Annotated in this window: 25 protein-coding genes; 14 read left to right on the top strand and 11 right to left on the bottom strand. The window is 63.9% G+C overall.

The window, feature by feature from the left end:
• Nucleotides 1-20 precede the first annotated feature (20 nt).
• Both C8N43_RS06410 and C8N43_RS06405 read right to left on the bottom strand, forming a co-directional pair.
• Nucleotides 21-1574, bottom strand: coding sequence for an alanine/glycine:cation symporter family protein (locus C8N43_RS06410; RefSeq protein WP_107844808.1), 1554 nt, complete (start codon nucleotides 1572-1574; stop codon nucleotides 21-23).
• A 9-nt stretch (nucleotides 1575-1583) separates the two neighbouring features.
• Entirely contained in the window at nucleotides 1584-2021 is a 438-nt protein-coding gene (locus tag C8N43_RS06405; RefSeq protein WP_107844807.1) for a universal stress protein, read from the bottom strand.
• A gap of 352 nt (nucleotides 2022-2373) precedes the next feature.
• On the opposite strand from C8N43_RS06405, the gene C8N43_RS06400 reads away from it, so the two are divergent.
• The 4 genes from C8N43_RS06400 (at nucleotide 2374) to C8N43_RS06385 (ending at nucleotide 6086) form a co-directional block, all read left to right on the top strand.
• Nucleotides 2374-3624 (top strand): lipoprotein-releasing ABC transporter permease subunit, encoded by a 1251-nt coding sequence (locus C8N43_RS06400; RefSeq protein WP_107846265.1) that lies wholly within the window; start codon nucleotides 2374-2376, stop codon nucleotides 3622-3624.
• Nucleotides 3617-4291 (top strand): ABC transporter ATP-binding protein, encoded by a 675-nt coding sequence (locus tag C8N43_RS06395; RefSeq protein WP_107844806.1) that lies wholly within the window; start codon nucleotides 3617-3619, stop codon nucleotides 4289-4291. Before C8N43_RS06400 ends, C8N43_RS06395 begins: the two co-directional genes overlap by 8 nt.
• A 145-nt stretch (nucleotides 4292-4436) precedes the next feature.
• On the top strand, nucleotides 4437-5168 hold the full coding sequence (locus tag C8N43_RS06390; protein WP_158269928.1) for a helix-turn-helix transcriptional regulator: 732 nt from the start codon (nucleotides 4437-4439) through the stop codon (nucleotides 5166-5168).
• A gap of 72 nt (nucleotides 5169-5240) precedes the next feature.
• Nucleotides 5241-6086, top strand: coding sequence for a hypothetical protein (locus C8N43_RS06385; protein ID WP_107844804.1), 846 nt, complete (start codon nucleotides 5241-5243; stop codon nucleotides 6084-6086).
• A gap of 20 nt (nucleotides 6087-6106) precedes the next feature.
• On the opposite strand, the gene C8N43_RS06380 is transcribed toward C8N43_RS06385, so the two are convergent.
• Nucleotides 6107-7042, bottom strand: a complete 936-nt coding sequence (locus tag C8N43_RS06380) for an alpha/beta hydrolase (protein WP_107844803.1) — start codon at nucleotides 7040-7042, stop codon at nucleotides 6107-6109.
• Complete coding sequence (locus C8N43_RS06375) at nucleotides 7039-7326, bottom strand: SCP2 sterol-binding domain-containing protein (protein ID WP_107844802.1); 288 nt, start codon at nucleotides 7324-7326, stop codon at nucleotides 7039-7041. The genes C8N43_RS06380 and C8N43_RS06375 overlap by 4 nt, the downstream gene beginning before the upstream one ends.
• Before the next feature lie 81 nt (nucleotides 7327-7407).
• On the opposite strand from C8N43_RS06375, the gene C8N43_RS06370 reads away from it, so the two are divergent.
• The 5 genes from C8N43_RS06370 (at nucleotide 7408) to C8N43_RS06350 (ending at nucleotide 12373) form a co-directional block, all read left to right on the top strand.
• A complete protein-coding gene (locus C8N43_RS06370; protein ID WP_107844801.1) occupies nucleotides 7408-7959 on the top strand; it encodes a tetratricopeptide repeat protein in 552 nt (183 codons plus the stop codon).
• A gap of 43 nt (nucleotides 7960-8002) precedes the next feature.
• Nucleotides 8003-10831 (top strand): helicase-related protein, encoded by a 2829-nt coding sequence (locus tag C8N43_RS06365; protein WP_107844800.1) that lies wholly within the window; start codon nucleotides 8003-8005, stop codon nucleotides 10829-10831.
• 76 nt (nucleotides 10832-10907) lie between these two features.
• The gene (locus C8N43_RS06360) at nucleotides 10908-11279 is read left to right on the top strand and encodes an RNA-binding S4 domain-containing protein (RefSeq protein ID WP_425437038.1); all 372 of its coding nucleotides are present in this window, start codon (nucleotides 10908-10910) and stop codon (nucleotides 11277-11279) included.
• A 51-nt stretch (nucleotides 11280-11330) separates the two neighbouring features.
• The gene (gene fdxA, locus C8N43_RS06355) at nucleotides 11331-11669 is read left to right on the top strand and encodes a ferredoxin FdxA (RefSeq protein WP_107844798.1); all 339 of its coding nucleotides are present in this window, start codon (nucleotides 11331-11333) and stop codon (nucleotides 11667-11669) included.
• A 194-nt stretch (nucleotides 11670-11863) separates the two neighbouring features.
• Nucleotides 11864-12373, top strand: coding sequence for a CarD family transcriptional regulator (locus C8N43_RS06350; RefSeq protein WP_107844797.1), 510 nt, complete (start codon nucleotides 11864-11866; stop codon nucleotides 12371-12373).
• A 105-nt stretch (nucleotides 12374-12478) separates the two neighbouring features.
• Here C8N43_RS06350 and C8N43_RS06345 read toward each other — a convergent pair whose 3' ends face one another.
• On the bottom strand, nucleotides 12479-13249 hold the full coding sequence (locus C8N43_RS06345; protein ID WP_245912924.1) for an adenosylcobinamide-GDP ribazoletransferase: 771 nt from the start codon (nucleotides 13247-13249) through the stop codon (nucleotides 12479-12481).
• Between the two features lie 82 nt (nucleotides 13250-13331).
• Here C8N43_RS06345 and cobT point away from each other — a divergent pair, with 82 nt between their 5' ends.
• Entirely contained in the window at nucleotides 13332-14339 is a 1008-nt protein-coding gene (gene cobT, locus C8N43_RS06340) for a nicotinate-nucleotide--dimethylbenzimidazole phosphoribosyltransferase (protein ID WP_107844795.1), read from the top strand.
• On the opposite strand, the gene C8N43_RS06335 is transcribed toward cobT, so the two are convergent.
• The 3 genes from C8N43_RS06335 to C8N43_RS06325 form a co-directional block, all read right to left on the bottom strand.
• Nucleotides 14340-16232: a monovalent cation:proton antiporter-2 (CPA2) family protein gene (locus C8N43_RS06335; RefSeq protein ID WP_107844794.1), complete on the bottom strand. Its 1893-nt coding sequence runs from the start codon at nucleotides 16230-16232 to the stop codon at nucleotides 14340-14342. It abuts the gene before it with no gap.
• Nucleotides 16233-16285: 53 nt separating this feature from the next.
• Nucleotides 16286-17098, bottom strand: a complete 813-nt coding sequence (locus tag C8N43_RS06330; protein ID WP_107844793.1) for a cyclase family protein — start codon at nucleotides 17096-17098, stop codon at nucleotides 16286-16288.
• 74 nt (nucleotides 17099-17172) lie between these two features.
• A complete protein-coding gene (locus C8N43_RS06325) occupies nucleotides 17173-17634 on the bottom strand; it encodes an Lrp/AsnC family transcriptional regulator (protein WP_107844792.1) in 462 nt (153 codons plus the stop codon).
• A gap of 157 nt (nucleotides 17635-17791) precedes the next feature.
• Between C8N43_RS06325 and hppD the strand changes: the two genes are divergently transcribed.
• Nucleotides 17792-18886: a 4-hydroxyphenylpyruvate dioxygenase gene (gene hppD, locus C8N43_RS06320; RefSeq protein WP_107844791.1), complete on the top strand. Its 1095-nt coding sequence runs from the start codon at nucleotides 17792-17794 to the stop codon at nucleotides 18884-18886.
• 120 nt (nucleotides 18887-19006) lie between these two features.
• Here the strand turns inward: hppD and C8N43_RS06315 are convergent, their stop codons facing one another.
• Both C8N43_RS06315 and C8N43_RS06310 read right to left on the bottom strand, forming a co-directional pair.
• On the bottom strand, nucleotides 19007-19498 hold the full coding sequence (locus C8N43_RS06315) for a GNAT family N-acetyltransferase (protein WP_158269927.1): 492 nt from the start codon (nucleotides 19496-19498) through the stop codon (nucleotides 19007-19009).
• 73 nt (nucleotides 19499-19571) lie between these two features.
• The gene (locus tag C8N43_RS06310; RefSeq protein WP_107844789.1) at nucleotides 19572-20324 is read right to left on the bottom strand and encodes an SDR family NAD(P)-dependent oxidoreductase; all 753 of its coding nucleotides are present in this window, start codon (nucleotides 20322-20324) and stop codon (nucleotides 19572-19574) included.
• A gap of 193 nt (nucleotides 20325-20517) precedes the next feature.
• Between C8N43_RS06310 and C8N43_RS06305 the strand changes: the two genes are divergently transcribed.
• The 3 genes from C8N43_RS06305 to C8N43_RS06295 all read left to right on the top strand — a co-directional run bounded on the left by C8N43_RS06305 (nucleotide 20518) and on the right by C8N43_RS06295 (nucleotide 23963).
• Nucleotides 20518-22098: a Re/Si-specific NAD(P)(+) transhydrogenase subunit alpha gene (locus C8N43_RS06305; RefSeq protein WP_107844788.1), complete on the top strand. Its 1581-nt coding sequence runs from the start codon at nucleotides 20518-20520 to the stop codon at nucleotides 22096-22098.
• A 12-nt stretch (nucleotides 22099-22110) separates the two neighbouring features.
• Nucleotides 22111-23604, top strand: coding sequence for an NAD(P)(+) transhydrogenase (Re/Si-specific) subunit beta (locus tag C8N43_RS06300; RefSeq protein WP_107844787.1), 1494 nt, complete (start codon nucleotides 22111-22113; stop codon nucleotides 23602-23604).
• A 119-nt stretch (nucleotides 23605-23723) separates the two neighbouring features.
• On the top strand, nucleotides 23724-23963 hold the full coding sequence (locus C8N43_RS06295; RefSeq protein ID WP_107844786.1) for a hypothetical protein: 240 nt from the start codon (nucleotides 23724-23726) through the stop codon (nucleotides 23961-23963).
• Here the strand turns inward: C8N43_RS06295 and C8N43_RS06290 are convergent.
• Nucleotides 23960-24937: an isopenicillin N synthase family dioxygenase gene (locus C8N43_RS06290; protein WP_107844785.1), complete on the bottom strand. Its 978-nt coding sequence runs from the start codon at nucleotides 24935-24937 to the stop codon at nucleotides 23960-23962. The genes C8N43_RS06295 and C8N43_RS06290 overlap by 4 nt on opposite strands.
• Nucleotides 24938-24962: the final 25 nt, after the last annotated feature.

Here is a 24962-nt window from a genome sequence, read left to right as displayed (position 1 = left end):
GCAGTCTTTTCGGTTGCGCCCTAGTGCTCGAACTTCTTGATCTCGCCGGATTTCAGCCGCGCGCCGTAGGAGGCGAGCTCGGCCCGAACCAGCTTCATCAGGAAGTAGAGAGCCGTGATGTTGACCACCGCCATGGCGAAGATTGCCGCGTCGGAGAAGTCGATCACGGGGCCTAGCGACGCGGCCGCGCCGATCACGATGAAGACGCAGAAGATGATCTTGAAGATCAGCTCCTTCGTGTGGCCCTCGCCGAAGAGATAGGTCCACGCCTTCAGGCCGTAGTAGCTCCACGAGATCATGGTCGAGAAGGCAAACAGCACCACCGCCAGCGCCAGCACATACGGGAACCAGCTGATGCCGGAGCCGAACGCCGCAGACGTCAACGCCACACCGGAGTTTCCGTCGACCGTCGCGATGGCCGTGCCCGCCTCGTTTAGCATGTAGAGACCAGTCGCCTCGTCCACGATAAGCTGCTGAGAGATCACGATGACCAGCGCCGTCATGGTGCAGATCACGACCGTGTCGATCAGCGGCTCCAGTAGCGACACGAAGCCTTCGGTGATGGGCTCCTTGGTGCGCACCGCCGAGTGGGCGATGGCCGCAGAGCCCACGCCCGCCTCGTTGGAGAAGGCCGCCCGCTTGAAGCCCTGGATCAGCGCGCCGACAAAGCCGCCCGCCACGCCAAGCCCGGTGAAGGCACCTGCGAAGATCTGGCCGAAGGCCCAGCCGATCATGTCGAAATTGACCAGCAGGATGATCAGCGCCGCAGCCACATACATGATGCCCATAAAGGGCACGACCTTCTCGGTCACCCGGGCGATGGACTTGATGCCGCCCACGATCACCGCGAAGACCACGGCGGCGAAGATGATGCCGGTGATCCAGCCGGGATATTCCCCGGTGATCTGGGTGATCTGCGCATGGGCTTGGTTGGCCTGGAACATGTTGCCCCCGCCAAGCGCGCCGAGGATACAGAAGATCGAGAACAGCACGGCTAGGATCTTGCCGCCGGGCAGGCCCAGCTCGTCAAAGCCCTTGGACATGTAGTACATCGGTCCGCCCGAGACGGTGCCGTCGGGGTATTCGTTGCGGTACTTCACGCCCAAGGTGCACTCGGTGAACTTCGACGCCATGCCCAGAAGACCCGCAAGGATCATCCAAAACGTGGCTCCCGGCCCACCGATGCCCACGGCGACCGCCACGCCCGCGATGTTGCCAAGGCCCACGGTGCCCGACAGGGCAGTGGCCAGCGCCTGGAAGTGGCTGACCTCGCCCGCGTCGTTGGGGTCGGAATAGTCGCCTTTGACCAGCGAGATCGAGTGGAAGAAGTAGCGAAACTGCACAAAGCCGAAGTAAAGCGTGAAGATCGACGCCGCGACCACCAGCCACATCACGATCCAAGGGAAGGTCGTGCCGGGGAACGGGGCGAAGATCAGGCTCACGAAGGGACCCGTTGCGGCTGCGAAGGCCGCATTGACCCGCGCATCTAGGCTTTCGGCCTCCTGCGCGAGCGCTGGCGCGACCGAGGCCGCGAGGGCGGCCGTGCTGGCCGCGAGGTATTTGAACTGCTGCATGACGTCCCCCTAGTTGACGACCGTGACGGGCACGGTGGCCTCCATCACAAGGTTTGCGGTGGAGCTGCCGAAGATGCGCTTGGACAGGCTCTTGTCGGTGGAGCGGGCCACGATGATCTGCGCCGCGCCTTCCTTCTTGGCGACGCTGTTGAGCGTGTCAGCCACATCACCATGGCGAACGATTGCAGTGGCGTTCAGCCCCTGCGAGGTGAGGTTTTCAATGGCCGGGTCCACGACCCGCTCACGTGCGGTCGACACTTCCTGTTCGCGGCGCTTGTGCCGCTCGGCATTCTCTTCCGCGGTTTGGAAGGAGTAGGGTGACCACTCGATAACGTACACCACCAGCAGCTCGCAGCTGCCGATCTGCTTGGCCAGGTTGGACGCGAACTCCAGCGCGCGTTCGCCTGAGCTGTGACCATCGAGACCGATGACAAGTTTTGCAGACATTTCCTAAGTCCCTTCTTTGCTGTCCCAAGTTCAGGATAGGCCCGCCCGCGCCAAATCGCGCATAGGCTTTTATCGAGCATCCCCCGCCTCAGCTTGCGCGAATTTCCCGAAGAAAGGGCCTGAAAAGCTCCCAAATCCGCCACTTTGCCTTGCATCACGGGAACTTGCCGGGAAAAACGCCCGCTCTTGCGGGAATATGGGCAAGTCTTGCACACCTATCGTGCCGCAGCGGCCCCGGGCTTGACCACGCGGGCGCGACAGCGCACATGTCAGGGCAAAAGAGTGACGAGGAGCTCCGAGAGTGAGCCAGAGCAGCCCCAAAACGCCCGCGCCCTTTGCCGGTTTCGAGTGGATGATCGCGTGGCGCTACCTGCGCGCAAAACGCAGCGAGGGTGGGGTCTCGGTCATGACCTGGATCTCGCTCATCGGCATTACGCTGGCCGTGGCAGCGCTGATCATTACGCTCGCCGTACGCTCGGGCTTTCGCTACGAATTTGTCGACACGATCCTTGGCGCGAACGCCCATGTGACGGTCTACTCCTCTGGGCAAGAAACCGCCAACGGCACCTTTGCGCGGGTGATTTCGGACTACGACGGGCTTGCCGCGAAGCTGGCCGAGGCCCCGGGCGTCGTGCGCACGACGCCTCTGGTGAAGGGCCAGGTCATGGCGTCGATCCCGGGCGGGGGGAATGCTGGGGTCGAGGTTTTCGGCATCCAGACCGCCGATCTGGGCAAAATCCGCCGGGTCGCAAACCCCGAACAAAGCGCGGGCGATATCAACCAGTTCGAGAATGGCATCGCCATCGGCTGGGGCGTGGCGCGCGCGCTTGGGGCCAATGTCGGCGACAAGGTGCGGCTGATCTCACCCAACGGCTCCAGCAGCCCGTTTGGCGGCTCCATCCGGCAAGTCGCCTACGAGGTCGTCTATATTTTCCAAGTCGGGCGCTACGACATCGATCGCACGCGGGTTTATCTGCCGTTTGAGAAGGCGCAGGAATTCTTCAACCGCGAAGGGTTCGCCGACGAGATTGAAGTGATCCTTGAAGACCCGGAAAATGTTGGCAATTCCGAACGCGCGCTGATCTCTGCCGCGGGCGACGGGGCGCTTTTGTGGACGTGGAAAGACAGCTCCGGCGCGTTCCTCAATGCGCTCGAGATGGAAGACAATGTGATGTTCCTGATCCTGTCGATCCTTGTGCTGATCGCCTCGATGAACATCGTCTCGGGCCTGATCATGCTGGTCAAAAACAAGGGCCGCGATATCGGAATTCTGCGCACCATGGGCCTGTCCGAGGGCTCGGTGCTGCGGGTTTTCTTCATCTGCGGCGCGAGTATCGGCGTGATTGGCACGATCTGCGGCATGATCCTTGGCTGCCTGTTTGCGATCTATATCGACGAGATATTCGCAGTGGTGAACTGGGTCGCAGGCGGCGGGGTCTGGGACCCGTCGGTCCGGCTGATCTCGAAACTGCCCGCGCGGCTTGAGACGGGGGACGTGCTGTCGGCGATCTCGCTATCGCTGTTCCTGAGCTTCGTGGTGACGATCTTTCCTGCGCGTCGGGCGGCCCGGATGAACCCGGTGGAGGCGCTGCGCTATGAGTGAGGCATTGCTGCTCGACGGGGTCGAGAAAGTCTACAACCAAGGCCAACCCAACGAGATCAAGGTGCTGCGCGGCGTCGATTTGACCGTCGCCCCGGGGGAGGTCGTGGCAATGGTCGCCCCGTCCGGCGCGGGCAAGTCCACGCTTTTGCATATCGCGGGGCTGCTGGACACGCCCGACGGGGGCCGTGTCGTGATTGGCGGCAACGACTTGACCGGCAAAGGTGACCGCGCCCGCACGGCGGCGCGCCGCTCGGAAATCGGGTTCGTGTACCAGTTCCACCACCTGCTGCCGGAGTTTACCGCCGTCGAGAATATCGTGCTGCCCCAGCTTGCGGCAGGCGTGGCACGTGGTGCGGCGCAGACGCGGGCGCTGGAGCTGCTCGACACGGTCGGGATCAAGCCGCGCGCGGATCATCGCCCCGGTGAGCTGTCGGGTGGCGAGCAGCAACGCGTGGCTTTCTGCCGGGCGTTGGCCAACGGGCCGGGCCTGCTTTTGGCCGATGAGCCCACGGGCAACCTCGATCCAGGCACCTCGGATCAGGTGTTCGAGGCCTTGATGACGCTCGCCCGCGCCACGGGCCTTTCAGCGCTGATCGCGACCCATAACCTGGAGCTGGCCGCCCGGATGGACCGCACTGTCCGGTTGGACGCCGGCGTGCTGGTCTGACGCCGCCGCGAGGCCAACGGTTGCGGCAATAGGACATAGCCCCGGCAGGGCGCGTGGAATTGACCGGGCTTGCGTGGTTTTCTAGACAGAAAGCTCCGAGCAGAGAAAGCCACCCCGACCGAATATGCCAAAGACTTCAACCCACTTGCTTCCTTTCATACGCGAGATCGAGGAAGCCGAGGCGGTGCCGCAGGCGTGGGAGTTGTTCCAGCGCGGATTGCGCTCCCTTGGCTTCGAGTTCTTCATCTACGTGACGGTCGAGCCGGATTTCAGCGGCGCATTCTGCCTGTCGAACCTGCCCGACCTGTTCAGCGCTGCGCCGCCGGACAGGGACCCGTTCCTGCGCTATTGCTGCGATCACTACGATTTCACATATACCGGCGCGGACTACCTTGAGGATTACGACTATCTGCCTGACGACGCGCGATCGTTCATTTCGCAGGCGCGCTCGCTTGGCTTTCGCACCGGCTACGGCGTGCCCGTCCGGCTGCGGGGCGAGGCGCGGTTCGGCGGCTTCAACATCGGGACCGGGCTTCCAAAGGAACGGTTCGAGGCACAGATGGGCGTCCTTCAGCACGAAATCAGGTTCTTCTGCCTGATCACCCATCGTAAGATCGAAGAGCTGGCACGGGCGCTGTCGACCTCCGAGCCTTTGAAATTCCGCGGCCTGATTGCCGCATCGGAGACGGAAGCCTCCAAATTGCTGAGCGCGAGAGAGCGCGAAGTCGTGTACCACATCGGCCAAGGATTGAGCCGAAAGGAATGCGCCAGCATCCTGGGGCTGTCTCCAAACACCGTGTCGGATTACCTCAAAAGCGCATATCGCAAGCTCGGCGTGCGTAATCGCGTGAGCGCAGCCCAAAAATTGCGCGGCTAACCCCCCCTGTTTAGGGGGATTGGAGCTTCGTGGCGTCTCGGCGAAAATGGCAGGCGAATTAAGGGGTAAGACATGATTAACAAGTATTTGTTTGCAGTGCTCGCTATTCTCGCCGCCGGACCCGCGGCGGCCTCGAGCTTCACACTCGACGTGACGGGATCGTGCGGGCTGTCCGCCCCGACAATCAACTCGCCCACAAGCTTGAGTGAGGCAAACGGGCAGCAATGCAACAACCTGTCGTCAGGCTCGACCGGGAACTTGCTCGGCTCGCGCAATGTTCAATTCTCCCATGAAGCGTCCCATGGAAGCATCAGCTCGACCGTGCGCGCCATCACGGAGACCACCGATCTAATCAGCTCGTCCAACACCGGCGCGAGCGTGCGCATCGACACGACAAACGCGATCGATACCTTGTCCTTCAGCGGCGGGCCTTCCGAGTTCGAGTTGATGGTGATGCTGGATTTCGCGACCAACGTGACCTCTACCGTGACAAGCGCAAGCTTCGTGTCCTTCAACCTCGGCATGCAACGTGTGGGCGGCAGCGGCGGGATGGCGTCGGACAGCTTCAAGGTCCTCGATTACGCGACACGGCCCGATCTTGAGGTCTTCGATGTCAGCCCGATCAAAATCCTGATCAACAACGGCGCGCAGGTGAATTTGAACGCCTCTCTGAGCGCGCAGGCGACGTCGGGCTCGATCGCAGGGGAAAACGATAACGATTTGGCCTTGGCGGAAGGGATGTTCTCCTGGGCACTTTTCGTTCCGGAGGGTGTGCAGATTTCGGCCTCGTCCGGGTTCGACTACAACCAATCAGACGATGTCGAGCCGGTGCCGCTGCCCGCGGGTGGGGTGCTGCTGCTGAGCTCATTGGGTCTTCTGGCCATGCGGGCGCGCCGCCGGAAACGGGCCGATGCCTGACGGCGCGCGTTGGGGTTGATCTACGCGCGCTCGATCAGCTCGAGCGCGGCGTCGTAGACTTGATCCTGCACGTCGTCATAATCCATGATGACCTCGTGCTCCGCCCCCTCGACGAGGCGAAGCTCGCCGTTTTGCCAGCGGGACATGCGGTCATGGATCGCGGGGCTGTCGACGATGCGCTCCTTGGTGCCAAGGAACGTAATCGCGGGAACCTGTGGGGTCGGGCGCATGGAAAGCGCGCGACATTCCTTCAGCGCCTCGTGTAGCCAGGCGAAAGACGGGCCGCCCAGCGACAGCTCCGGGTGTGCCGCGATCTGGTCGCGCATGTAGTCGTACATCTCCTGCTCGCGCGTCAGCATATTGTCCTCGAAAGGCTGCACGTTGACATAGCTGGCCTCGACCGTGCCGGGGGCGAGCTTTGTGTCGAATTTCATCGGACGACTCAGCGTCGCCGCCGCCCAGCCCGCGTAGCGCTTCACCGGGTCGAGCATGATATCCCACATCGGACCGGTGAAGAGCGCGGCCTTTACGGGCAGACCCTCCATCAGCGCGCGCAGGCCGATGCAGCCGCCCATGGAATGGCCCATGAGGATCATCGGGTCCGGCAAGCCAAGATCGGGCAGGGCTGCGACAACGGCGGCCACGTCTTTCTGGAAGTCGCGGAAATCGTCGACATGGCCGATCATCGGATTGTCGAGCGCGCGGTCGGCAAGCCCCTGTCCGCGCCAGTCCACCGCGATGGTCGACAGGCCACGGGCGGCGAAGCCACGCGCCGCGCGCCCGTATTTCTCGATATATTCCGTGCGGCCCGGGAAGAGCAGCACGCATCCCTTGTCTCCGCCGCCCCACACGCCCACGCGGATGCGCACCCCGTCAGAGGTCGTCAGCCAATAGGCGGCACCTCCTTCGGGGCCGTCTGCGATCTCGGCGTAGAACGGAGCGGGGGTCAGGCTCACGACAGGACGGCGCCCAGCTTCATCGCGGTGCCCATGTCGCCATCGACGCTAAGCTTGCCGGACATGAAGGCGGCGGTCGGGTTCAGATCACCGTCGAGGATCGCCTCGAACGTGTCGGCATCGGCGGTCATGGTGCACTCGGCCTCTTCGTCGCCTGCGCGCACGCCTGCATTGTCGACCATGATCGCGCCCTCGTCTTCGATGACGAACTTCACGGAGCCGTCAAAGCCCCCGTCCATCTTGGCGGAAAGGGTCTCTACGGCCTTGTTGATAACGTCGCTCATGGGAAGTCTCCTGCAAATGTGATGGGCGCGGGGGTTTGCGCTTTTGCTTTTTGCAAATCGCCCGCTAGAATTAAAGCCGTTATGAAAGCTCGCACGCATATCCTCAATCTTTTCGTTACGTCCTTTCTGGCCTTCACTGCGCCCGCTTTCGCGGATCAGGCCGAGCTGGACGCCCTGTTTGAAGAGCTGGCGCAGCCGGAGCTGGAGAACTGGGAGCTTGTCGAGCGCAAGATCTGGCGCGAATGGTCCCGCTCGGGGTCGCCCGCGATGGATTTGCTGCTGCGTCGCGGACGCAACGCGATGCGGGCGGGGGATCTGGAAAAGGCCATCGACCATTTCACCGCGCTGACCGACCACGCGCCGGAGTTCGCCGAAGGCTGGAACGCCCGCGCGACCGCGTTTTTCAACGCCGAGGAGTATGGCCTTTCGATCGCCGATATCGGCCGTACCCTGTCGCTGAACCCCCGCCACTTTGGCGCTTTGCAGGGTCTTGGGCGCATTCTTGAAGAGCTGGAACAGGAAGATGACGCGCTGAAGGCCTATCAGGCGGCGGCCGCTATACATCCCCACCGCGACGGCATAAAAGAAGCCATCGAGCGGCTGGAGCGCAAAACCTCCGGTCAGGACATCTAAGCCGCGGGCCGGGCGACCGGCCCCCGACAAGCAAGGGCCAGATATGAGCCAAGATACGCGCATCACCGCGGTGCTCGGCCCCACAAATACCGGCAAAACCCATTACGCAATCGAGCGGATGCTGGCGCATCGCACGGGCATCATCGGCCTGCCGCTGCGCCTGCTCGCGCGAGAGGTCTATGACAAGATCGTGGCCCTGCGCGGGCCGTCGGTCGTGGCGCTGGTCACCGGCGAAGAGCGGATCGTGCCGGAACGCACACAATACTGGGTCTGCACGGTCGAGGCGATGCCCGAGGGCATGGGCGCGGATTTTCTGGCTGTGGACGAGATCCAGCTTTGCGCCGATCCCGAGCGGGGGCATGTCTTTACCGACCGGCTGCTGCGGGCGCGCGGGCAGCAGGAGACGCTGCTCATGGGCTCGGACACGATGAAAAACGCCATCGCGGCGCTCGAGCCGCGGGCGCAGTTCCTGCGGCGCGAGCGGTTCAGCGAACTGACCTACACAGGTTCGAAAAAGATAAGTAGGCTTAAAGCCCGCTCGGCCATCGTCGGGTTTTCGGTTGAAAATGTGTATGCCATCGCCGAGCTGATCCGCCGCCAAAAGGGCGGCTGCGCGGTCGTTATGGGCGCGCTCAGCCCGCGCACCCGCAACGCCCAGGTGGAAATGTACCAAAACGGCGATGTGGACTACCTGGTGGCCACAGATGCAATTGGCATGGGGCTGAATCTGGACGTGAACCACGTCGCTTTCTCGGCGCTCAGCAAGTTTGACGGGCGGCGCATGCGCCCCCTGCAGCCCAATGAGCTGGCCCAGATCGCGGGCCGCGCCGGGCGTTACATGCAGCCGGGCACCTTTGGCGTTACGGGCGAGGCGCAGCCGCTGGACGAGCCGGTAGTCGACGCGATCACCGCGGCGCGATTCACGCCCATCAAAAAGCTGCAGTGGCGCAATGCGCGGCTGGAGTTCGGCTCCATCGGGCGGCTGATCGGCTCGCTTGAGATGCGCACCGAGGATGACTGGCTGACACGCGCCCGCGACGCCGATGACGTGACGGCGCTTAAGGCCCTGCGCGACATGGCCGAGGTGGAGGCGCGCGTCTCCACCCCGCAGGACGTCAAACTGCTTTGGGATGTCTGCCGCATCCCCGATTTTCGCGGCATATCGCACGGCGAGCATGCCGCGATGCTGGAGGTCATTTTCGGCTATCTTCACGACAAAGGCCGCGTGCCGCAGGACTACATGGCCCGCCAGATCGCGCGCATCGACCGGGTCGATGGCAATATCGACACGCTGTCCAAGCGGCTGGCCTATATTCGCACCTGGACGTACGTGGCGCAGCGCAAAGACTGGGTCGAGGACGAAATGCATTGGCGCGGGGAAACCCGTGCGGTAGAAGACCGCCTGTCAGATGCGCTTCACGGCGCGCTGGCGCAAAGATTTGTCGACCGGCGCACATCCGTGCTTTTGCGGCGGTTGAAACAGAAGGAGAGCCTCGTGGCTGACGTGAACGAAAAGGGTGAAGTGACGGTTGAGGGCGAGATGATTGGTCGCCTGGATGGGTTCCGCTTCCGGCAGGACCAGACGTCGAGCCCCGACGAGGCCAAGATGCTGCGCCAGGCTGCGGTGGCGGCGCTGACCCCGCATTTCAACCTGCGGGCGGACAAGTTCTACAACGCGCCCGACACCGAGATGGACTTCACCGAGCAGGGCGGCCTGATGTGGGGCGAGATGGCCGTGGGCAAGCTCGTCAAAGGCTCCGAGGCCTTGAAGCCGCAGGTCGAGGCCTTCGTCGATGATGAGGCGGGCGCCGATGTGGCCGAGAAGGTCAAACGCCGCCTGCAGCATTTCATCGACCGCAAGATCGCCGCGGCCTTTGAGCCGATGATCGCGATGTCAAAGGACGAGACGCTCGAAGGCCTTGCCAAGGGCTTTGCGTTCCAGATGTCGGAAGGCCTGGGTGTGCTGCCGCGCGACCAAGTGGCCAACGATGTAAAGGCGCTGGACCAGGACGCGCGTGGCGCGTTGCGCAAGCATGGCATCCGCTTCGGACAGTTCACCATCTTCATGCCGCTGCTGCTAAAGCCCGCGCCGACCCGGCTGCGGCTGGTACTATGGTCGCTGCAGCAGGACCTGTCGGAATTCCCCGAAGCCCCGCCGCCGGGCCTTGTCACCGTGCCGGGCGTCAAGGACGCGCCGGAGGGCTATTATACGCAAGCGGGCTACCGCCTTGCGGGCGAGCGCGCGATCCGCATCGACATGCTCGAACGTCTGGCCGATCAGCTGCGTGCCGAGGACAGCCGCGGCGGGTTCGAGGCGAAGGCCGACATGCTGTCGATCACCGGCATGACGCTGGAGCAATTCGCGGACCTGATGGGCGGCCTCGGCTACAAGGCCGAGAAGGGTGAACGCGTGAAGGTCAAGGCGGTCACCGAGGTGGTGCCGGAGGCGGCCAAGGACGTGCCTGCCGACGCGCCCGTAATGGACACGGCCGCCGATGCCGCACCGGGCGCTGTGGCCGATGAAGCAGCGGCTGCATCGACCGACGTGCCAGAGGCGTCCGAGACCGAGACGCCCGTGGGCGAGGCGGCAGATGCCAAGGTCGAGGCCGACGAGATGGAGGTGTTCTATACCTTCACCTGGGGCGGTTTCGGCAACCGCAAGCCTCGCGAAGGCGGTGGGGCGCGCCCGCAGGGCAAAGGCGGCAAGCCGCAAGGCAAACCGCGTGGCAAGCCGCAAGGCGGCAAGGGCAAAACCGGCCCGCGCCGCGATAAGGCTGCCAGCTTCTCGGCCCGCCCGCCCAAGAAGGAAAAAGCCATCGATCCCGACAATCCGTTCGCCGCGGCCCTGATGGGGCTCAAGAAAGACGGATGATCCCGGGCGGCAAAAAGTTTCCCCGAAACTTTTGCCAAAACTCTCGGGGAGAGTTTTGCGCCCCGCGAGGTTGCGCGTGACGCGCGAGACCATCCGGCTCGACAAATGGCTCTGGCAGGCCCGGTTTTTCAAGACGCGCACGCTGGCCTTCAAGCAGGTCACCGGCGGCCATGTCCGGGTCAATTCCGACAAGGTCGACAAGGCCGCCACCAAGGTGGGGGCAGGCGATACGCTGACCTTTGCTCAAGGTCGTATCATCCGCGTGGTCGAGATCGCCGCCTGCGGCGCCCGCCGCGGCCCGGCGCCCGAGGCGCAGGCGCTCTATATCGACAAGACCCCGGAACAGGCGCCAAAGCCCAAAGGCCCCGGCGCGGACAGGGTCGGCGGACGGCCCACGAAGAAAGATCGCCGCAGTCTCGACCTTTCACGGGATCGTGGTCTTGAATGATCGCGCGCGCATGGCTACCACAGGCCTCGACAGAAAATTCGGACAACGCCCATGACCTATATCGTCAATGACGCCTGCATCGCCTGCAAATACACCGACTGTGTAGAGGTCTGCCCCGTGGACTGCTTCTACGAGGGCGAGAACATGCTGGTGATCCACCCTGACGAGTGCATCGATTGCGGCGTGTGCGAGCCCGAATGCCCCGCCGACGCCATCCGCCCGGACACCGAGCCGGACATGGAGAAGTGGGTCGAGTTCAACCGCAAATACTCCGAGATGTGGCCGGTGATCATCACCAAGAAGGACCCGCTGCCCGAGGCCGACGCGCGCGACGGCGAAGAGGGCAAGCTGGAGAAATACTTCTCCGAGAAGCCCGGCGAAGGTGGCTAATCTGGACAGAGATTCGGCCTGACTTTCGATTCGGGTGATTCTGTGTTATGGTAGCCGAGAGGAAACCAGACACTGCTGCCACTCTAAGTTCGGTGTCCATATCAAAACCAGACGCGAGGATTGACCGGAGGGACTTCTCCGGCCTGTCCTTTTCGGCGTCGCAGAAGGCGCTCTTTGATTGAGAGCGAGTGTATATGAGCAAGAAGAAACAAGACTTTAGCCCCAACGAGTTCGTCGTGTACCCGGCCCATGGCGTTGGCAAGATCGTCAACATCGAGACCCAAGAGGTCGCCGGGATCGAGCTGGAGCTGTTTGTCGTGTCCTTCGAGAAGGACAAGATGACCCTGCGCGTGCCGACGCACAAGGCGCTGGAAGTGGGCATGCGTCCGCTGTCCTCGCCTGATCTCGTGTCGCAGGCGTTCAAGACGCTCAAAGGCAAGGCCCGCGTAAAGCGCGCCATGTGGTCCCGCCGTGCGCAGGAATACGAGCAGAAGATCAACTCCGGCGACCTGATCGCGATCGCCGAAGTTGTGCGCGACCTGCACCGCCACGGCGACCAACGCGAGCAGAGCTATTCCGAGCGCCAGCTCTACGAAGCGGCGCTTGAGCGCCTCACCCGCGAGATTGCGGTCGTGCAAGGCAATGACGAGCCGTCGGCGATGAAAGAGATTGACGACGTGCTGGTGAGCCGCGCCGCCGCCTGATCAAGCACGCGTTTCAGATTTGAAAGGCCATGCCCCGACCGGGCGTGGCCTTTTTTTGCGCATCTTGCGGATTGAGTATTTTTGCCAAAACGAAGCCAACGAGGGCTAGATCAGCAGCGCCGCAAGACATGCGTACATGGTGATTTCCGTCATCTGTTGGATCGCGCCGAGAATGTCGCCCGTTTGCCCGCCAATCTTGGCCCGCGCGATTGCGGCGCAGGCGAGGGCGGTGAGGGCCGCGATTGCAAGGATCGCAAGACCTGGCGCGCCGAGCATCGTGATGGCGGCGACGAACGCTAGCGCGCAGGCGATGCCCAGCGCAGGCAAGCCCGGACGGCCCGTCATATGCGACAAGCCCATCTCGCGGGCATGCGGCAGGGTGTGCATCACCCCGACCATCGCCGCGCGGGAGATCATGGCAACAGCCAAGACGGGCGCCCACAGGGTCCCTGCGGCGATCAAGGCCGTCAGCGCGCTCCAGCGCAGGGCGAAGCCCGCGATCAGCGCGATCACGCCGAAGGCCCCGATATGGCTGTCCTTCATGATCTCGAGACGTCGCGTCACATCATGCCCGCCCCACAGCCCATCCGCCGCGTCAGCCATGCCGTCCTCGTGCATCGCGCCGGTCAGCACACTCAAGCTTGCCAGGATCAGCGCGGCGACGAAGCCTGCAGGCGTGCCCAGCCATAGGGCCGCGGCCCCCAAAGCGCAGGCCACAACGCCCACCACCAGCCCCGCCAGCGGATAGGCCCAGGCGGCCAGCGCCGCAGGCCGCGCCGCGTTCCAGTGCCGCGCGGGCAGGGGCAGGCGCGTCAGCAGGCCGAGCGCCACCCAGATATCCTCGCCCCGAAAGGCCTTTGTGTCGGAATTTTCCATTTGGTGTCGCTGGGTTGGCCTTGTCATCACAGCCTTCAGGGGTAAACAGATGCGAGAGTTTTGACAATTGCGAGCAGGTGCCATGGCTGCGTTCTCCACCCTTTCCGACTTCGCGGCCCTTGTCGCTGCGGGCCCAAATGCAGATGCAAGCGCGCGTGCGGATGCAGAGGCGCGCAACGGGCAGTTGACCAAGCCGCCGGGCGCGCTCGGGCGGCTCGAGGATCTCGCGATCTGGTACGCGTCCTGGCGAGGCACGGACCGTCCCACGCTGGACGCGCCACAGATCGTCATCTTCGCAGGCAATCACGGGGTCTGCGCGCAAAGCGTGTCGGCTTTCCCGCCAGAGGTGACCGCGCAGATGGTGGCCAATTTCGAACATGGCGGGGCGGCGATCAACCAGCTGGCCAAGGCGTTCGGCGCGCGCATGGATGTGCACGCGTTGGCGCTGGACCGGCCCACGGCGGATTTCACCAAGGCCCCCGCGATGTCCGAGGCGGAGTGTGTGGCGGCGCTGGCCAAAGGCTGGGACGCGGTGGACACAAGCGCGGACCTGCTGGTCACCGGCGAGATGGGCATCGGCAACACGACCGCCGCGGCCGCGCTTGGTGCAGCGCTGTTTGGCGGGGCCGGGGCCGACTGGGTCGGGCGCGGCACTGGCGTGGACGATGCCGGGCTCGCTACCAAGGCGCGGGTGGTCGATGCTGGGTTGGCCTTGCACCAGCACCGCGCGCCTTTGGAAGTCCTGCGCTGCCTCGGAGGGCGCGAACTGGCCGCCATGGTCGGCGCCATCGCGCGGGCGCGGGCGGAGCGTATCCCGGTGATCCTCGACGGCTTCATCTGCACGGCCGCCGCGGCAGTGCTGGAAAAGCTGCACACAGGCGCGCTCGATCACTGCGTTGCGGGGCATCTGTCGGCCGAGGGTGCCCATGGCAAGCTGCTCGAGGGCATCGGCAAGGCGCCGCTCCTGTCGCTCGGCCTGCGCCTCGGTGAAGGCTCCGGCGCGGCGACGGCCATCGGCATTTTGAAAGCCGCCGTTGCGTGCCATTCCGGTACGGCGACCTTTACTGAGGCGGGCGTCAGCGACGGCTGATCATTCAGCCGCGTCCTGCTTGGAGGCTTTCGAGAGATTGTCGAGCAGTGCGACTTCGAGGTCGCGGTTCAGTTCCCGCGCGCGCTCGAGGTAGGCCTCGTTCTTGGTCACGGGGATCTTCGGATCCCACAGCATCGCGAGATCCTGCATTGCGGCGCGGTCCATGCGGAAGAAATCGACCTCCTGCGCGTGGGCGTCGTATTCCGTGATCCCCATCGCCTCCAGCACGTAGCGGCCCGCGCGCAGCGAGCTGTCGAACATCTCGCGCACGATCTTGTCGGCCCCGGCCTTGTAGAGCTCGAACACATGCACCCGGTCGCGGGCGCGGGCGATGATCACCAGATCAGGGCGTTCCTTGCGGGCGAAGGCCACGATCTTGGTCGCGGATTTCGGGTCATCCACGGCCACGACAAGCACCTTGGCCTCCGCCAGTCCGGCGGCGTGCAGCAGTTCTGGCCGGGTCGGATCGCCGAAGAAGCCCTTGAAGCCGAAGCGGCGCATCAGCTGGATAAGCGACAGGTCGTGGTCCAGCACGGTGGTGCGAAAGCCGGAGCTTTGCAGCAGCCGGTTGACCACCTGCCCGAAACGCCCGATGCCCGCGATGATGATCGGCTCTTGTTCGTCGATATCGTCATGGGGTGTCGCCTCGCCATGTTCGGCCATGCGTTTGGACAGCGCGTCGTAGGCGATGAAAAGCAGCGGGGTCAGCAGCATCGACAGGGCGACGACCAATAGCAGGATTTCCGACAGCCAGTTTGGCACGACGTTCTGCTGCACCGTGAAGCTGGTCAAAACGAAGCCGAATTCCCCCGCTTGCGCGAGGCCGAGGGTAAACAGCATCCGGTCACGGCCACGGATCTTGAAGATCAGAGCCAAGACGAACAGCACCGCGTATTTGATCAGCATCATCCCAAGCGTCAGCCCGATGATCAGGAAGGGCGCGCCCGCCAGCGTGCCGAAATTGATCCCCGCGCCCACCGTGATGAAAAACAGACCCAACAGGAGGCCCTTGAAGGGCTCGATATCGGCCTCCAGCTCGTGGCGGAACTCGCTGTTGGCCAGCACCACGCCCGCGAGGAACGTGCCAAGGGCCGGGGACAGCCCCACGGCCAGCATGACCACGGCGACGCCCACCACGAACAGAAGCGAGACGGCGGTGTACATCTCGCGCAGCCGCGCCCAGTGGATGTAGCGGAAGACCGGCCGCGTCAGGTAATGGCCGCCGACCACGATCAGCACGATCGCAGCAACCGTGATCAGGGTCACGCCCCAGCCGGGCAGCCCCTCGATGAAGGTCATGATGCCTGCGTCGACGCCGTGACCGTCGCCATGGTCCGTGCCGTGGCCCCCGTTGGGCGAGGCGGCGTGATTGTCGAGCCCGGGCCAGACCAGCAGCGGGATCAGCGCAAGCATCGGTATCACCGCGATATCCTGCGTCAGCAAAACGGAGAAGGCCGAGCGCCCGCCGCCGGTCTGCATCAGCCCCTTTTCATTCAGCGTCTGCAGCACGATCGCCGTAGACGAGAGAGCAAATATCATGCCGATCGCGAGCGAGACATGCCACGGCTGCCCAAGCGCCATCGCGGCGGCGAGGATCAGTCCGGTGGTCAGGGTCACCTGTAAGCCGCCAAGGCCCAAAAGCCGGTGGCGCATGTCCCACAGGGCGCGCGGCTCCAGCTCCAACCCGATCAGGAACAGCATCATCACCACGCCGAATTCCGCGAAGTGCTGCAGGCTTTCGGTCTCGCTGCCCACCAGCCCCGCGATGGGGCCGATGATAATGCCCGCCATCAGGTAGCCCAGCACCGACCCAAGCCCCAGCCGCACGCAGAGCGGCACCGCCACACAGGCGGCGGCCAGGTAAATGGTGGATTGGAGAAGGAAGGATTCCATGGGCGCAGTCCCTGATGAGCTGCGCCCATGAAATACCCCTCACCGGGGAGAGTCTACACCATGGCGAAGATACGGGCCGGGCCGCCGGTGCCGCCGCGATGTTTCGGCGCGCCGATGATTAAAGTCGCGCCAGCGGCGGGCACGCGGTCGAGATTTGCCATGTTCTCGATGCCGAAGCGGCCGGTGGGCAACCAGGCGTAATGCGTGGCGAAATCCGCCGATGGGCCGTGGTCCAGCGACAGGGTGTCGACAGCCATGGAGGCCGCTGGGGTTTCCAGCAACATCTGCGTGGCCTCGATATGGAAGCCCGGGTAGTGCTGCTTGTCGCCGTCAAAGCCGCGATAGGCCTCCGTCGCGGTCTTGGCCCCCCAGCCCGAATGCATCGCCACGCAGGCATGGGCCGGGATGTCGCCATTGGCGTCGGTCCAGGCTTTGATGTCGTCGGGGGTGACTTGATAGTCGGCATTGCCCTCCGCCTTGGCGGCCACGTCGATCACGCAAAGGGGCGCGACGAGGTTCGAGATCTCGATCTCGTCGACGGACGTGCCATCGGCGGAGAAGTGCAGCGGCGCGTCGATATGGGTGCCGGTATGCTCGTTGATCGTCAGGTTGAGAAGGTTGAAGCCGTTATCGGCGAAATTGAACGTCTGTTCCGCGCCATATCCCGGCGCGCCGAAATAGGTGGGGAAATCCTCGCTTAGGGTGTGGGTCATGTCCTCGACCGTGCCGTGACCGGCGGCCAGCGCCGGTGGGGCCGCCATGGTTGAGGCTGCCGCCGCAACGCCGCCCATGGCAGCGGTCTTAAAGAAGGACCGCCGCGACAGCATCTTCTCCTTCACCGAATTCATCACGCAGATATCGCACATCCCTGGACTCCTTTTTGTTGAATACACCGATCCTGCGCGAGCAGATGACGTTAGGGCAAGTCACGATTTCCCGCTCAGGTGGGCAGCGGGCTGTCCGGCTTGATCTCGTCCATCACGATCTGGCTTTGCACCCGGCCCACGGCGGGGTGGGGCAGCAGCACCTCTTGCACCAACCGGTTGAGCGCGGTCAGGTCGGCGCAGATGATGCGCAGCAGGTAGTCGGCCTCGCCTGTCAGGGTCCAGGCGGCGATGATCTCGGGCTGGGTCTCGGTCAGGCGCAGAAAGGCGCGGTGGCTGGTATCCGTATGGGTCGCGGTCTGGATCTGCACGAAGGCTTGCACGCTGAGCCCAACCGCCTTGGGGTCGAGATGCGCGCGGTAGCCGCGGATAACACCATCGGCCTCCAGCCGCTGCTTGCGGCGCGCGACCTGGCTGGGGGACAGGTGCACCTTCTCCGCCAGCGCCTGCGCGGTCATCTGCCCGTCGCGCTGCAGCAGGTCCAGAAGCCTCAGATCGGCGGCATCCAATGCGGGCATTTTGCGACTCCTGCGCGAGACATGCGCGAAATTCGCGCGATAGCGTTCAGTCTAGAGAATATTGCGCATCTTTGGAAGCGCGAAGGCCCCAAAATGCGTGAATATCCGTCGCCTGCGGGCTTATATTCGTGAAAATCACGCATAACGGAGACATCCCATGGGCCCTTTCCCGCACAACGCCCCGAAAGCCACCATCTCGCCCGAGAACCCGGCCGGGACCGACGGGTTCGAGTTTGTCGAGTTCGCCCACGAGGACCGCGACCAGCTGCGCGCGCTCTTTGCCAAGATGGGCTACACCCATACGGCCAACCACAAGACCAAGGCGATCGAGCTGTGGCAGCAGGGCGATATCACCTATGTGATCAATTCCGAACCGGGCAGCCACGCGCTGGAGTTTGTGCAAGAGCACGGGCCCTGCGCGCCGTCGATGGCGTGGCGCGTGGTGGATGCGGATCATGCGTTTCAACATGCGGTGGCCAAGGGGGCGGAGCCCTACTATGGCCCCGGCAAGACCATGGATGTGCCTGCCATTCGCGGCATCGGCGGCTCTCTCATCTACTTCATCGACCAGTATTACGAGACCAACCCCTACAACGCCGAGTTCGACTGGGTCGCCAAGACCCATCCCGAAGGCGTGGGCTTCCACTACCTCGACCACCTCACCCACAATGTCCACAAGGGCAATATGGATGTGTGGTTCAAGTTCTACGGCGACCTGTTCAACTTCCGCGAGATCCGCTTCTTCGATATCCAGGGCAAGCATTCGGGGCTGTTTTCGCGCGCCCTGACATCGCCCTGCGGCCGCATCCGCATCCCGATCAACGAGGATCGCGGCGAGAGCGGGCAGATCGTCGAATACCTCAAGCGCTACAAGGGCGAGGGTATCCAGCACATCGCCGTGGGGGCAAAAGACATCTACGAGGCGGTCGACGAGATCGCCGCCCGCGGGCTGACCTTCATGCCGAAGCCGCCCGCGACCTATTATCCGCTGTCCAAGACCCGCGTTGCGGGCCATGAAGAGCCCATCGAGCGGATGGAAAAACACGGCATCCTCATTGATGGTGAAGGCGTGGTCGACGGGGGCGAGACGCGCATCCTGCTGCAAATCTTCTCCAAGACCTGCATCGGGCCGATCTTTTTCGAGTTCATCCAGCGCAAGGGCGATGACGGTTTCGGTGAGGGCAACTTCAAGGCACTGTTCGAGGCCATCGAACAGGATCAGATCGACCGGGGCGTCTTGGCGGCGGAGTAAACTTTGCAGAGCTGGGCAAGCCCGTTCGAACGGGCTTGGGCATGCGATTTCGAAATCGCATGGAAACCGCCTTGCAAGGCGGTTTGATGAAAGTCGCTTCGAAGCGACTTTGACCCCGCGCTACAACGTCTTGTGCATTCTGAAATTTTCGATATCGCGCCCGTTGGCCTTTATGGTCTGGGCTGCGACGACCTCCCACCCATGGCGGGCGAAGAACCTCCGCGCGAGGTGGCTGGCATCGGTGGTAAGCTCGGCCAATCCGGACGCCCGCGCGTCGGCCTCAAGTCGCCCGTAAAGCTGGTCGGCCACGCCAGCCCCCATCACCTGCGGGGCCACGAAGGCCATGTCGATATGCCCCGTCTCGGTCAGGCTCATGAACCCCACAATCCGCCGCTCCATCTCCGCCACCTGGCAATTCTGCGCCAGCAGCTTGTCGTCCCAGCCGTCGGGCGGAGTGTCTACCGGCGCCCAGGCCTCGCGCTCGTAGGGGGAGTAGTGCGCGGCCGCGCCCCGGTGGACGGCGTCGTAGAAGACCCTGTGCGTCGCCGGACCGTCGCCACGGCGATAGGGCCTAAGCGAGACATGGACGTGGCGAGTGGGACGGTCTGACATGGTCGCGCTCCCTTCCGGACGCGAGACTATGCTGACGCACGCGCGCTGTGGCGGCAAGGCAATTGCGCGTGATCTAGACCTGACCTCCGGCAATCTGGATCGTTTGCCCATTTACCGAGCTTGAGCCCGCGCCGCACAGCCACAGCGCCGCCGCGCCAATCTCGGAGGCCGCGATAAGCCGCTTGTGGCGGTTGGCGCGCACCATGGTGTTGAGCGCATCGGCCTCGCTCATCCCGGATTTCTGCGAGATCGCCGCGGTGTTGCGCGTGACGATTTCGGTGTCGACATAGCCGGGGCAAAGCGCGTTGAACGTGTAGGGCTTGCCCATGAAATCCTCGCTCAGGCCGCGGATCAGCCCGATCAGCCCGTGTTTGGAGGCGGTATACGCTGGCGCGCCGCGCAGGCCGCGCACCCCCGCGATCGAGGAGACGGCCACGACCCGGCCCCAATCCGTCTCCATCATCGATGGCAGGCAGGCCTGGATCGTCAGCATCGCGCCATCGAGGTTCGTGGCCATCATGCCGCGCCAGAATGCCAGGTCCATCTTATGGATGTTGCGCCCTTCGGCGATGCCTGCATTGGGCACGCAGATCTGCACCGGGCCGCGGGCTGCCACCGCCTGGGCCACACCGTGGAAAATCTGGTCCGGCTCGGTCACATCCATGACAAGGGGATGCATCCGTGCGCCCGCGACCTCTTCCAGCACCTCCATCCGGCGGCCGCAGATCGTGACCTCCGCGCCGGCGCCCGCCAGTGCCTCGGCAATCGCCAAGCCGATGCCCGTGCCGCCCCCGGTGATCAGCGCGTGTTTTCCCGTCAGTTCCATGATGTCCTCCGCTAGAGCGGCCAGAGTTGCGCCATCGTGACGCAACGTCCAGTGGGTAATTTTCGGAATGTTAGCGTTAGCGTTCACGCAGTATACGTTCGCATACCTGAAAGCCGACTTGTGAATCCCCAAAAGCGACGATAAGCACCCGCATCTGCGGGAGGCTACTCGCAACCTAAAAGGGGACGCTGATATGAAAGTCGGGGCACCGAAAGAGACCTTCGCGGGAGAGAACCGCGTAGCCATGACGCCGGAATCGGCGCTGCAAATCCAGAAACTGGGCCACACCTGCCTGATCCAATCGGGCGCAGGCGAGAATGCCGGCTTCTCGGACGCTGCCTATAAAGAGGCTGGCGTCGAGGTCGTGAAGACTGCCAAGGCGCTGTGGGACGAGGCCGATATCGTCGCCAAGGTGCGCCAGCCCGACGCAAGCGAGATGAAGCGCCTGCGTGATGGTCAGACCCTGATCTCCTTCTTCAACCCCGCCGCCAACGAGAAGATGATGGAAAGCGCCGCCAAGTCCGGTGCCAATGTCATCGCAATGGAAATGGTGCCGCGCATCAGCCGCGCGCAGAAGATGGACGCCCTGTCCTCCATGGCCAATATCGCGGGCTACCGTGCCGTGATCGAAGCCGGCAACAACTTCGGCCGCTTCTTTACCGGTCAGGTGACCGCCGCCGGTAAGGTGCCGCCCGCCAAGGTGCTTGTCATTGGTGCGGGTGTGGCCGGTCTTGCCGCCATCGGCACCTCGACCTCGCTGGGTGCAATCACCTACGCCTTCGACGTGCGCCCCGAAGTGGCCGAGCAGATCGAGAGCATGGGCGCAGAGTTCGTCTTCCTCGAGTTCGAGGAAAGCAGCCAGGACAGCGCCGCAACGGGGGGCTATGCCGCCCCGTCCAGCCCGGAATTCCGCGAGAAGCAGTTGGAAAAATTCCGCGAGATGGCGCCCGATATCGACATCGTCATCTGTACCGCGCTGATCCCCAACCGCGAGGCGCCCGAGCTGTGGACCGAAGACATGGTCCAGGCGATGAAGCCCGGTTCGGTCATCGTGGACTTGGCGGCAGAGAAGGGCGGCAACTGCAAGCTGACCGTGATGGACGAGAAGATCGTCACCGACAATGGTGTGACGATCATCGGCTACACCGACTTCCCGTCGCGCATGGCCACGCAGGCTTCCACGCTCTACGGCAACAATATCCGTCACATGCTGACCGACCTGACGCCTGAAAAAGACGGCGTTCTGAACCACAACATGGAAGACGACGTGATCCGCGGCGCGACCGTGACCTTCGACAAGGAGATCACCTACCCGCCGCCGCCGCCCAAAGTGGCAGCCATTGCGGCCGCCCCGAAAAAGGAAAAGCCCAAAGAGCTGACCCCGGAAGAGAAGCGTGCGGAAGAAGCCGCGGCCTTCGCCAAGGAGACCAAGACCCAAGTTGGCCTGATCGCCATTGGCGCGGCATTGGTTCTGGGCGTGGGGTTGATCCCGGGCATGCCCGCAAGCTTCATGCAGCACTTCATCGTCTTCGTGCTGTCGGTCTTCATCGGCTTCCAGGTGATCTGGGGCGTGGCGCATTCGCTGCACACCCCGCTGATGGCGGTCACCAACGCCATCTCGTCGATCATCATCCTGGGCGCGCTGATCCAGATCGGGTCCACCTCGCTGCTGATCACGCTCTTGGCGGCGCTCGGTGTATTCATGGCCTCCGTCAACATCTTCGGCGGCTTCCTCGTGACACGGCGCATGCTCGCCATGTTCCAGAAATCCTAAGGGGCAGGGGCAATGGAAAACGCATTCACCATCGCGGCCTATGTGGTCGCAGCCATCCTTTTCATCCTGTCGCTGGGCGGCCTGTCGGGCCAGGAAAGCGCGAAACGCGCGGTCTGGTACGGGATCGTCGGCATGGCGATCGCCGTGGTCGCGACGCTGTTCGGGCCGGGCTCGGGCCTGTGGTTCGTCTCGCTCGTGTTGATCGCGGGCGGCGCCGCAGTGGGCTACAATCTGGCCACCAAGGTACAGATGACGCAGATGCCAGAGCTGGTCGCGATCATGCACTCGCTCGTGGGTCTTGCGGCGGTCTTCGTGGGCTTCAATGCCGATCTGATGATCAACTACGTCAGCGGCCTCTATGGCGCGAACGGGGGCACCATCGGCACCGGCGCGCTGCCGAAAGAGATCTACAACGAGCTGTCCGCCTTCGGGCAGCTGATCGCCAAGAAAACCACCGTCGAGATCGGCATCCTGCGGGTCGAGCTGGTGCTGGGCATCTGGATCGGTGCGGTGACCTTCACCGGCTCCGTCATAGCCTATGCCAAGCTCGCAGGCGGCTCGTCGCTGCTGCCGTTCCAGGTTGATACATCGGCCAAGAAACTGCCCGGCGGTCACCTGCTGAACGCGGGCGCCGCGGCGCTGTCGCTGGTCCTGCTGGTGGTCTATCTCAGCGGCGGCGGCTCCTGGGCGCTGGTCGTGCTGACCCTGGCCGGTCTGTTCATCGGCTACCACCTGATCATGGGCATCGGCGGCGCCGACATGCCCGTGGTGGTCTCGATGCTGAACAGCTACTCGGGCTGGGCGGCGGCGGCCATCGGCTTCTCCCTGGGCAATGATTTGCTGATCGTTGTCGGCGCGTTGGTGGGCTCATCGGGTGCGATCCTGTCCTACATCATGTGTAAGGCCATGAACCGCTCGTTCGTGTCGGTCATCCTCGGCGGCTTCGGCGGCCCGGCGGGCGAGCAGATGGCGGTCGAGGGCGAGCAGGTGGCCATCGACGCCGATGGCGTCGCCACTGCGCTCAACGAGGCCGACAGCATCGTCATCATCCCCGGCTACGGCATGGCCGTGGCGCAGGCGCAGTCCGCGGTCGCGGAGCTGACCCGCAAGCTGCGCGCCAAGGGCAAGACCGTGCGCTTCGCGATCCACCCCGTCGCAGGCCGTCTGCCCGGCCACATGAACGTGCTCTTGGCCGAGGCGAAGGTGCCCTACGACATCGTGCTGGAGATGGATGAGATCAATGACGATTTCCCGGACACGGATGTGGCGATTGTCATTGGCTCCAATGACATCGTGAACCCGGCGGCTCAGGACGATCCGAACTCGCCCATCGCTGGCATGCCGGTGCTGGAGTGCTGGAAGGCCAAGCAGGTCTTCGTGTCCAAGCGCGGGCAGGGCACCGGTTATTCGGGCATTGAGAACCCGCTGTTCTTCAAGGACAACACGCGGATGTTCTACGGTGACGCGAAGGCGTCGCTGGATAGCCTGCTGCCGAAGATCGACTAGGCGAGCAGCGCACACCATCCAAGGCAAGGGCGTCCCATAGCGGGGCGCCCTTTCCATTTTGCGCGACGAAAACCGGGCGGCCACGCGTTAAAGCCGGACACACAATTCCGGAGGACCCCATGACCAGACTGAGCTTATTCGTGATTGCCGCGGCTTTGACGACCGCACCTATCCCGCTTTACGCCGCGGACCGGGCGCAGATAGCCGACCGCGTCGAGGACCGCATCGACCGCCGTGAGGACCGCATCGACCGCGTCGAAAGCCGCCGCGACCGCCGCGGGATCGAGGGCGCGCGCGTGGTCGACCGCCACGAGCGCCGCTCCTGGCGTCGCATCTGGCGGCCCGGCCGCCAGGATTAACGCCGGTGCTGTTTGAAGCTTGCCGCGTTGCGCCCGGCGATGTGGCCGCCCGCAGTAACGGGCGCATGTTTCGGCTCCATCGCGCCGAGATCGCGGGGATCAATCACCGTGTCAGTATGCGGATCGAAGAAGATCGGGATCGAGTAGCGCGCTTCGGCGGAGCGGTTGATCACCCGATGCACCGTGGAGACGAAGCGATCGTTGCTCCACCGTTGCAGCAGGTCGCCGATGTTGCAGACGAGCGTGCCGGGGAGAGGCGGTGCCTCTACCCAGTCGCCGGTGGGCAGGCGCACCTGTAGCCCGCCGCTGTCGTCCTGCAGCAGAAAGGTCAGCACGCCGAAATCGGTATGGGGTGCCACGCCGAAGCGTTCCTCGACCTCGTCGGCCTCAGACGAGGGCGGGTAGTAGACCAATTGCCCGCGCGCCATGGGGCGGACGTAGTGCGGGCGGAAGACATCGGCGTCCACCTCAAGGCTCACCGCGACCGCCGACAGCACCTCCGCCGCGACGGCGCAGAGCGCATCGTAATAGGGAAAAAGCTCCGCGCGCAGTCGCGGGAAGTCCGCGGGCCACTTGTTCAGCGCCACCAGCGGCTTGGCCGCCGCGAGGTCGGGATCGTCCGGTGCAATCTCGCTGCCCCAGAAGAACACCTCTTTCAAATCATGGGTCTTGGAGCCCGCCAGCCGCGACATGCCCGTGGCCATCCAGCCGCGTTGATCGGTGCCGACGGCAACGCGGGTTTTCATCGCCTCGGGCAGGGCGAAGAAGTCCCGCGCTACGGCGAAGGCTTGGGCCATCAGCTCCGGCGCGATGCCATGGCCCTTGATATAGAAGAAGCCCACATCGGTTGCGGCGGCGCGGATTTGCGCGGCAACCCCCGGCAGGTCAGACCCATCCAGCGCACCCGCGATGTCGATCACCGGGATCGCGCCCGTGTCGAGCTGCCGGGCCTGTGCGAATTCGGTCTCTGCCATGGAACTTTCCCGCCATTGAGGCGTC

Origin of the sequence: Litoreibacter ponti (genome assembly GCF_003054285.1) — a bacterium.
Lineage (GTDB): Bacteria > Pseudomonadota > Alphaproteobacteria > Rhodobacterales > Rhodobacteraceae > Litoreibacter > Litoreibacter ponti.
The sequence above is the reverse complement of the archived record's forward strand: the minus strand, read 5'-3'. Positions and strand labels throughout refer to the sequence as shown.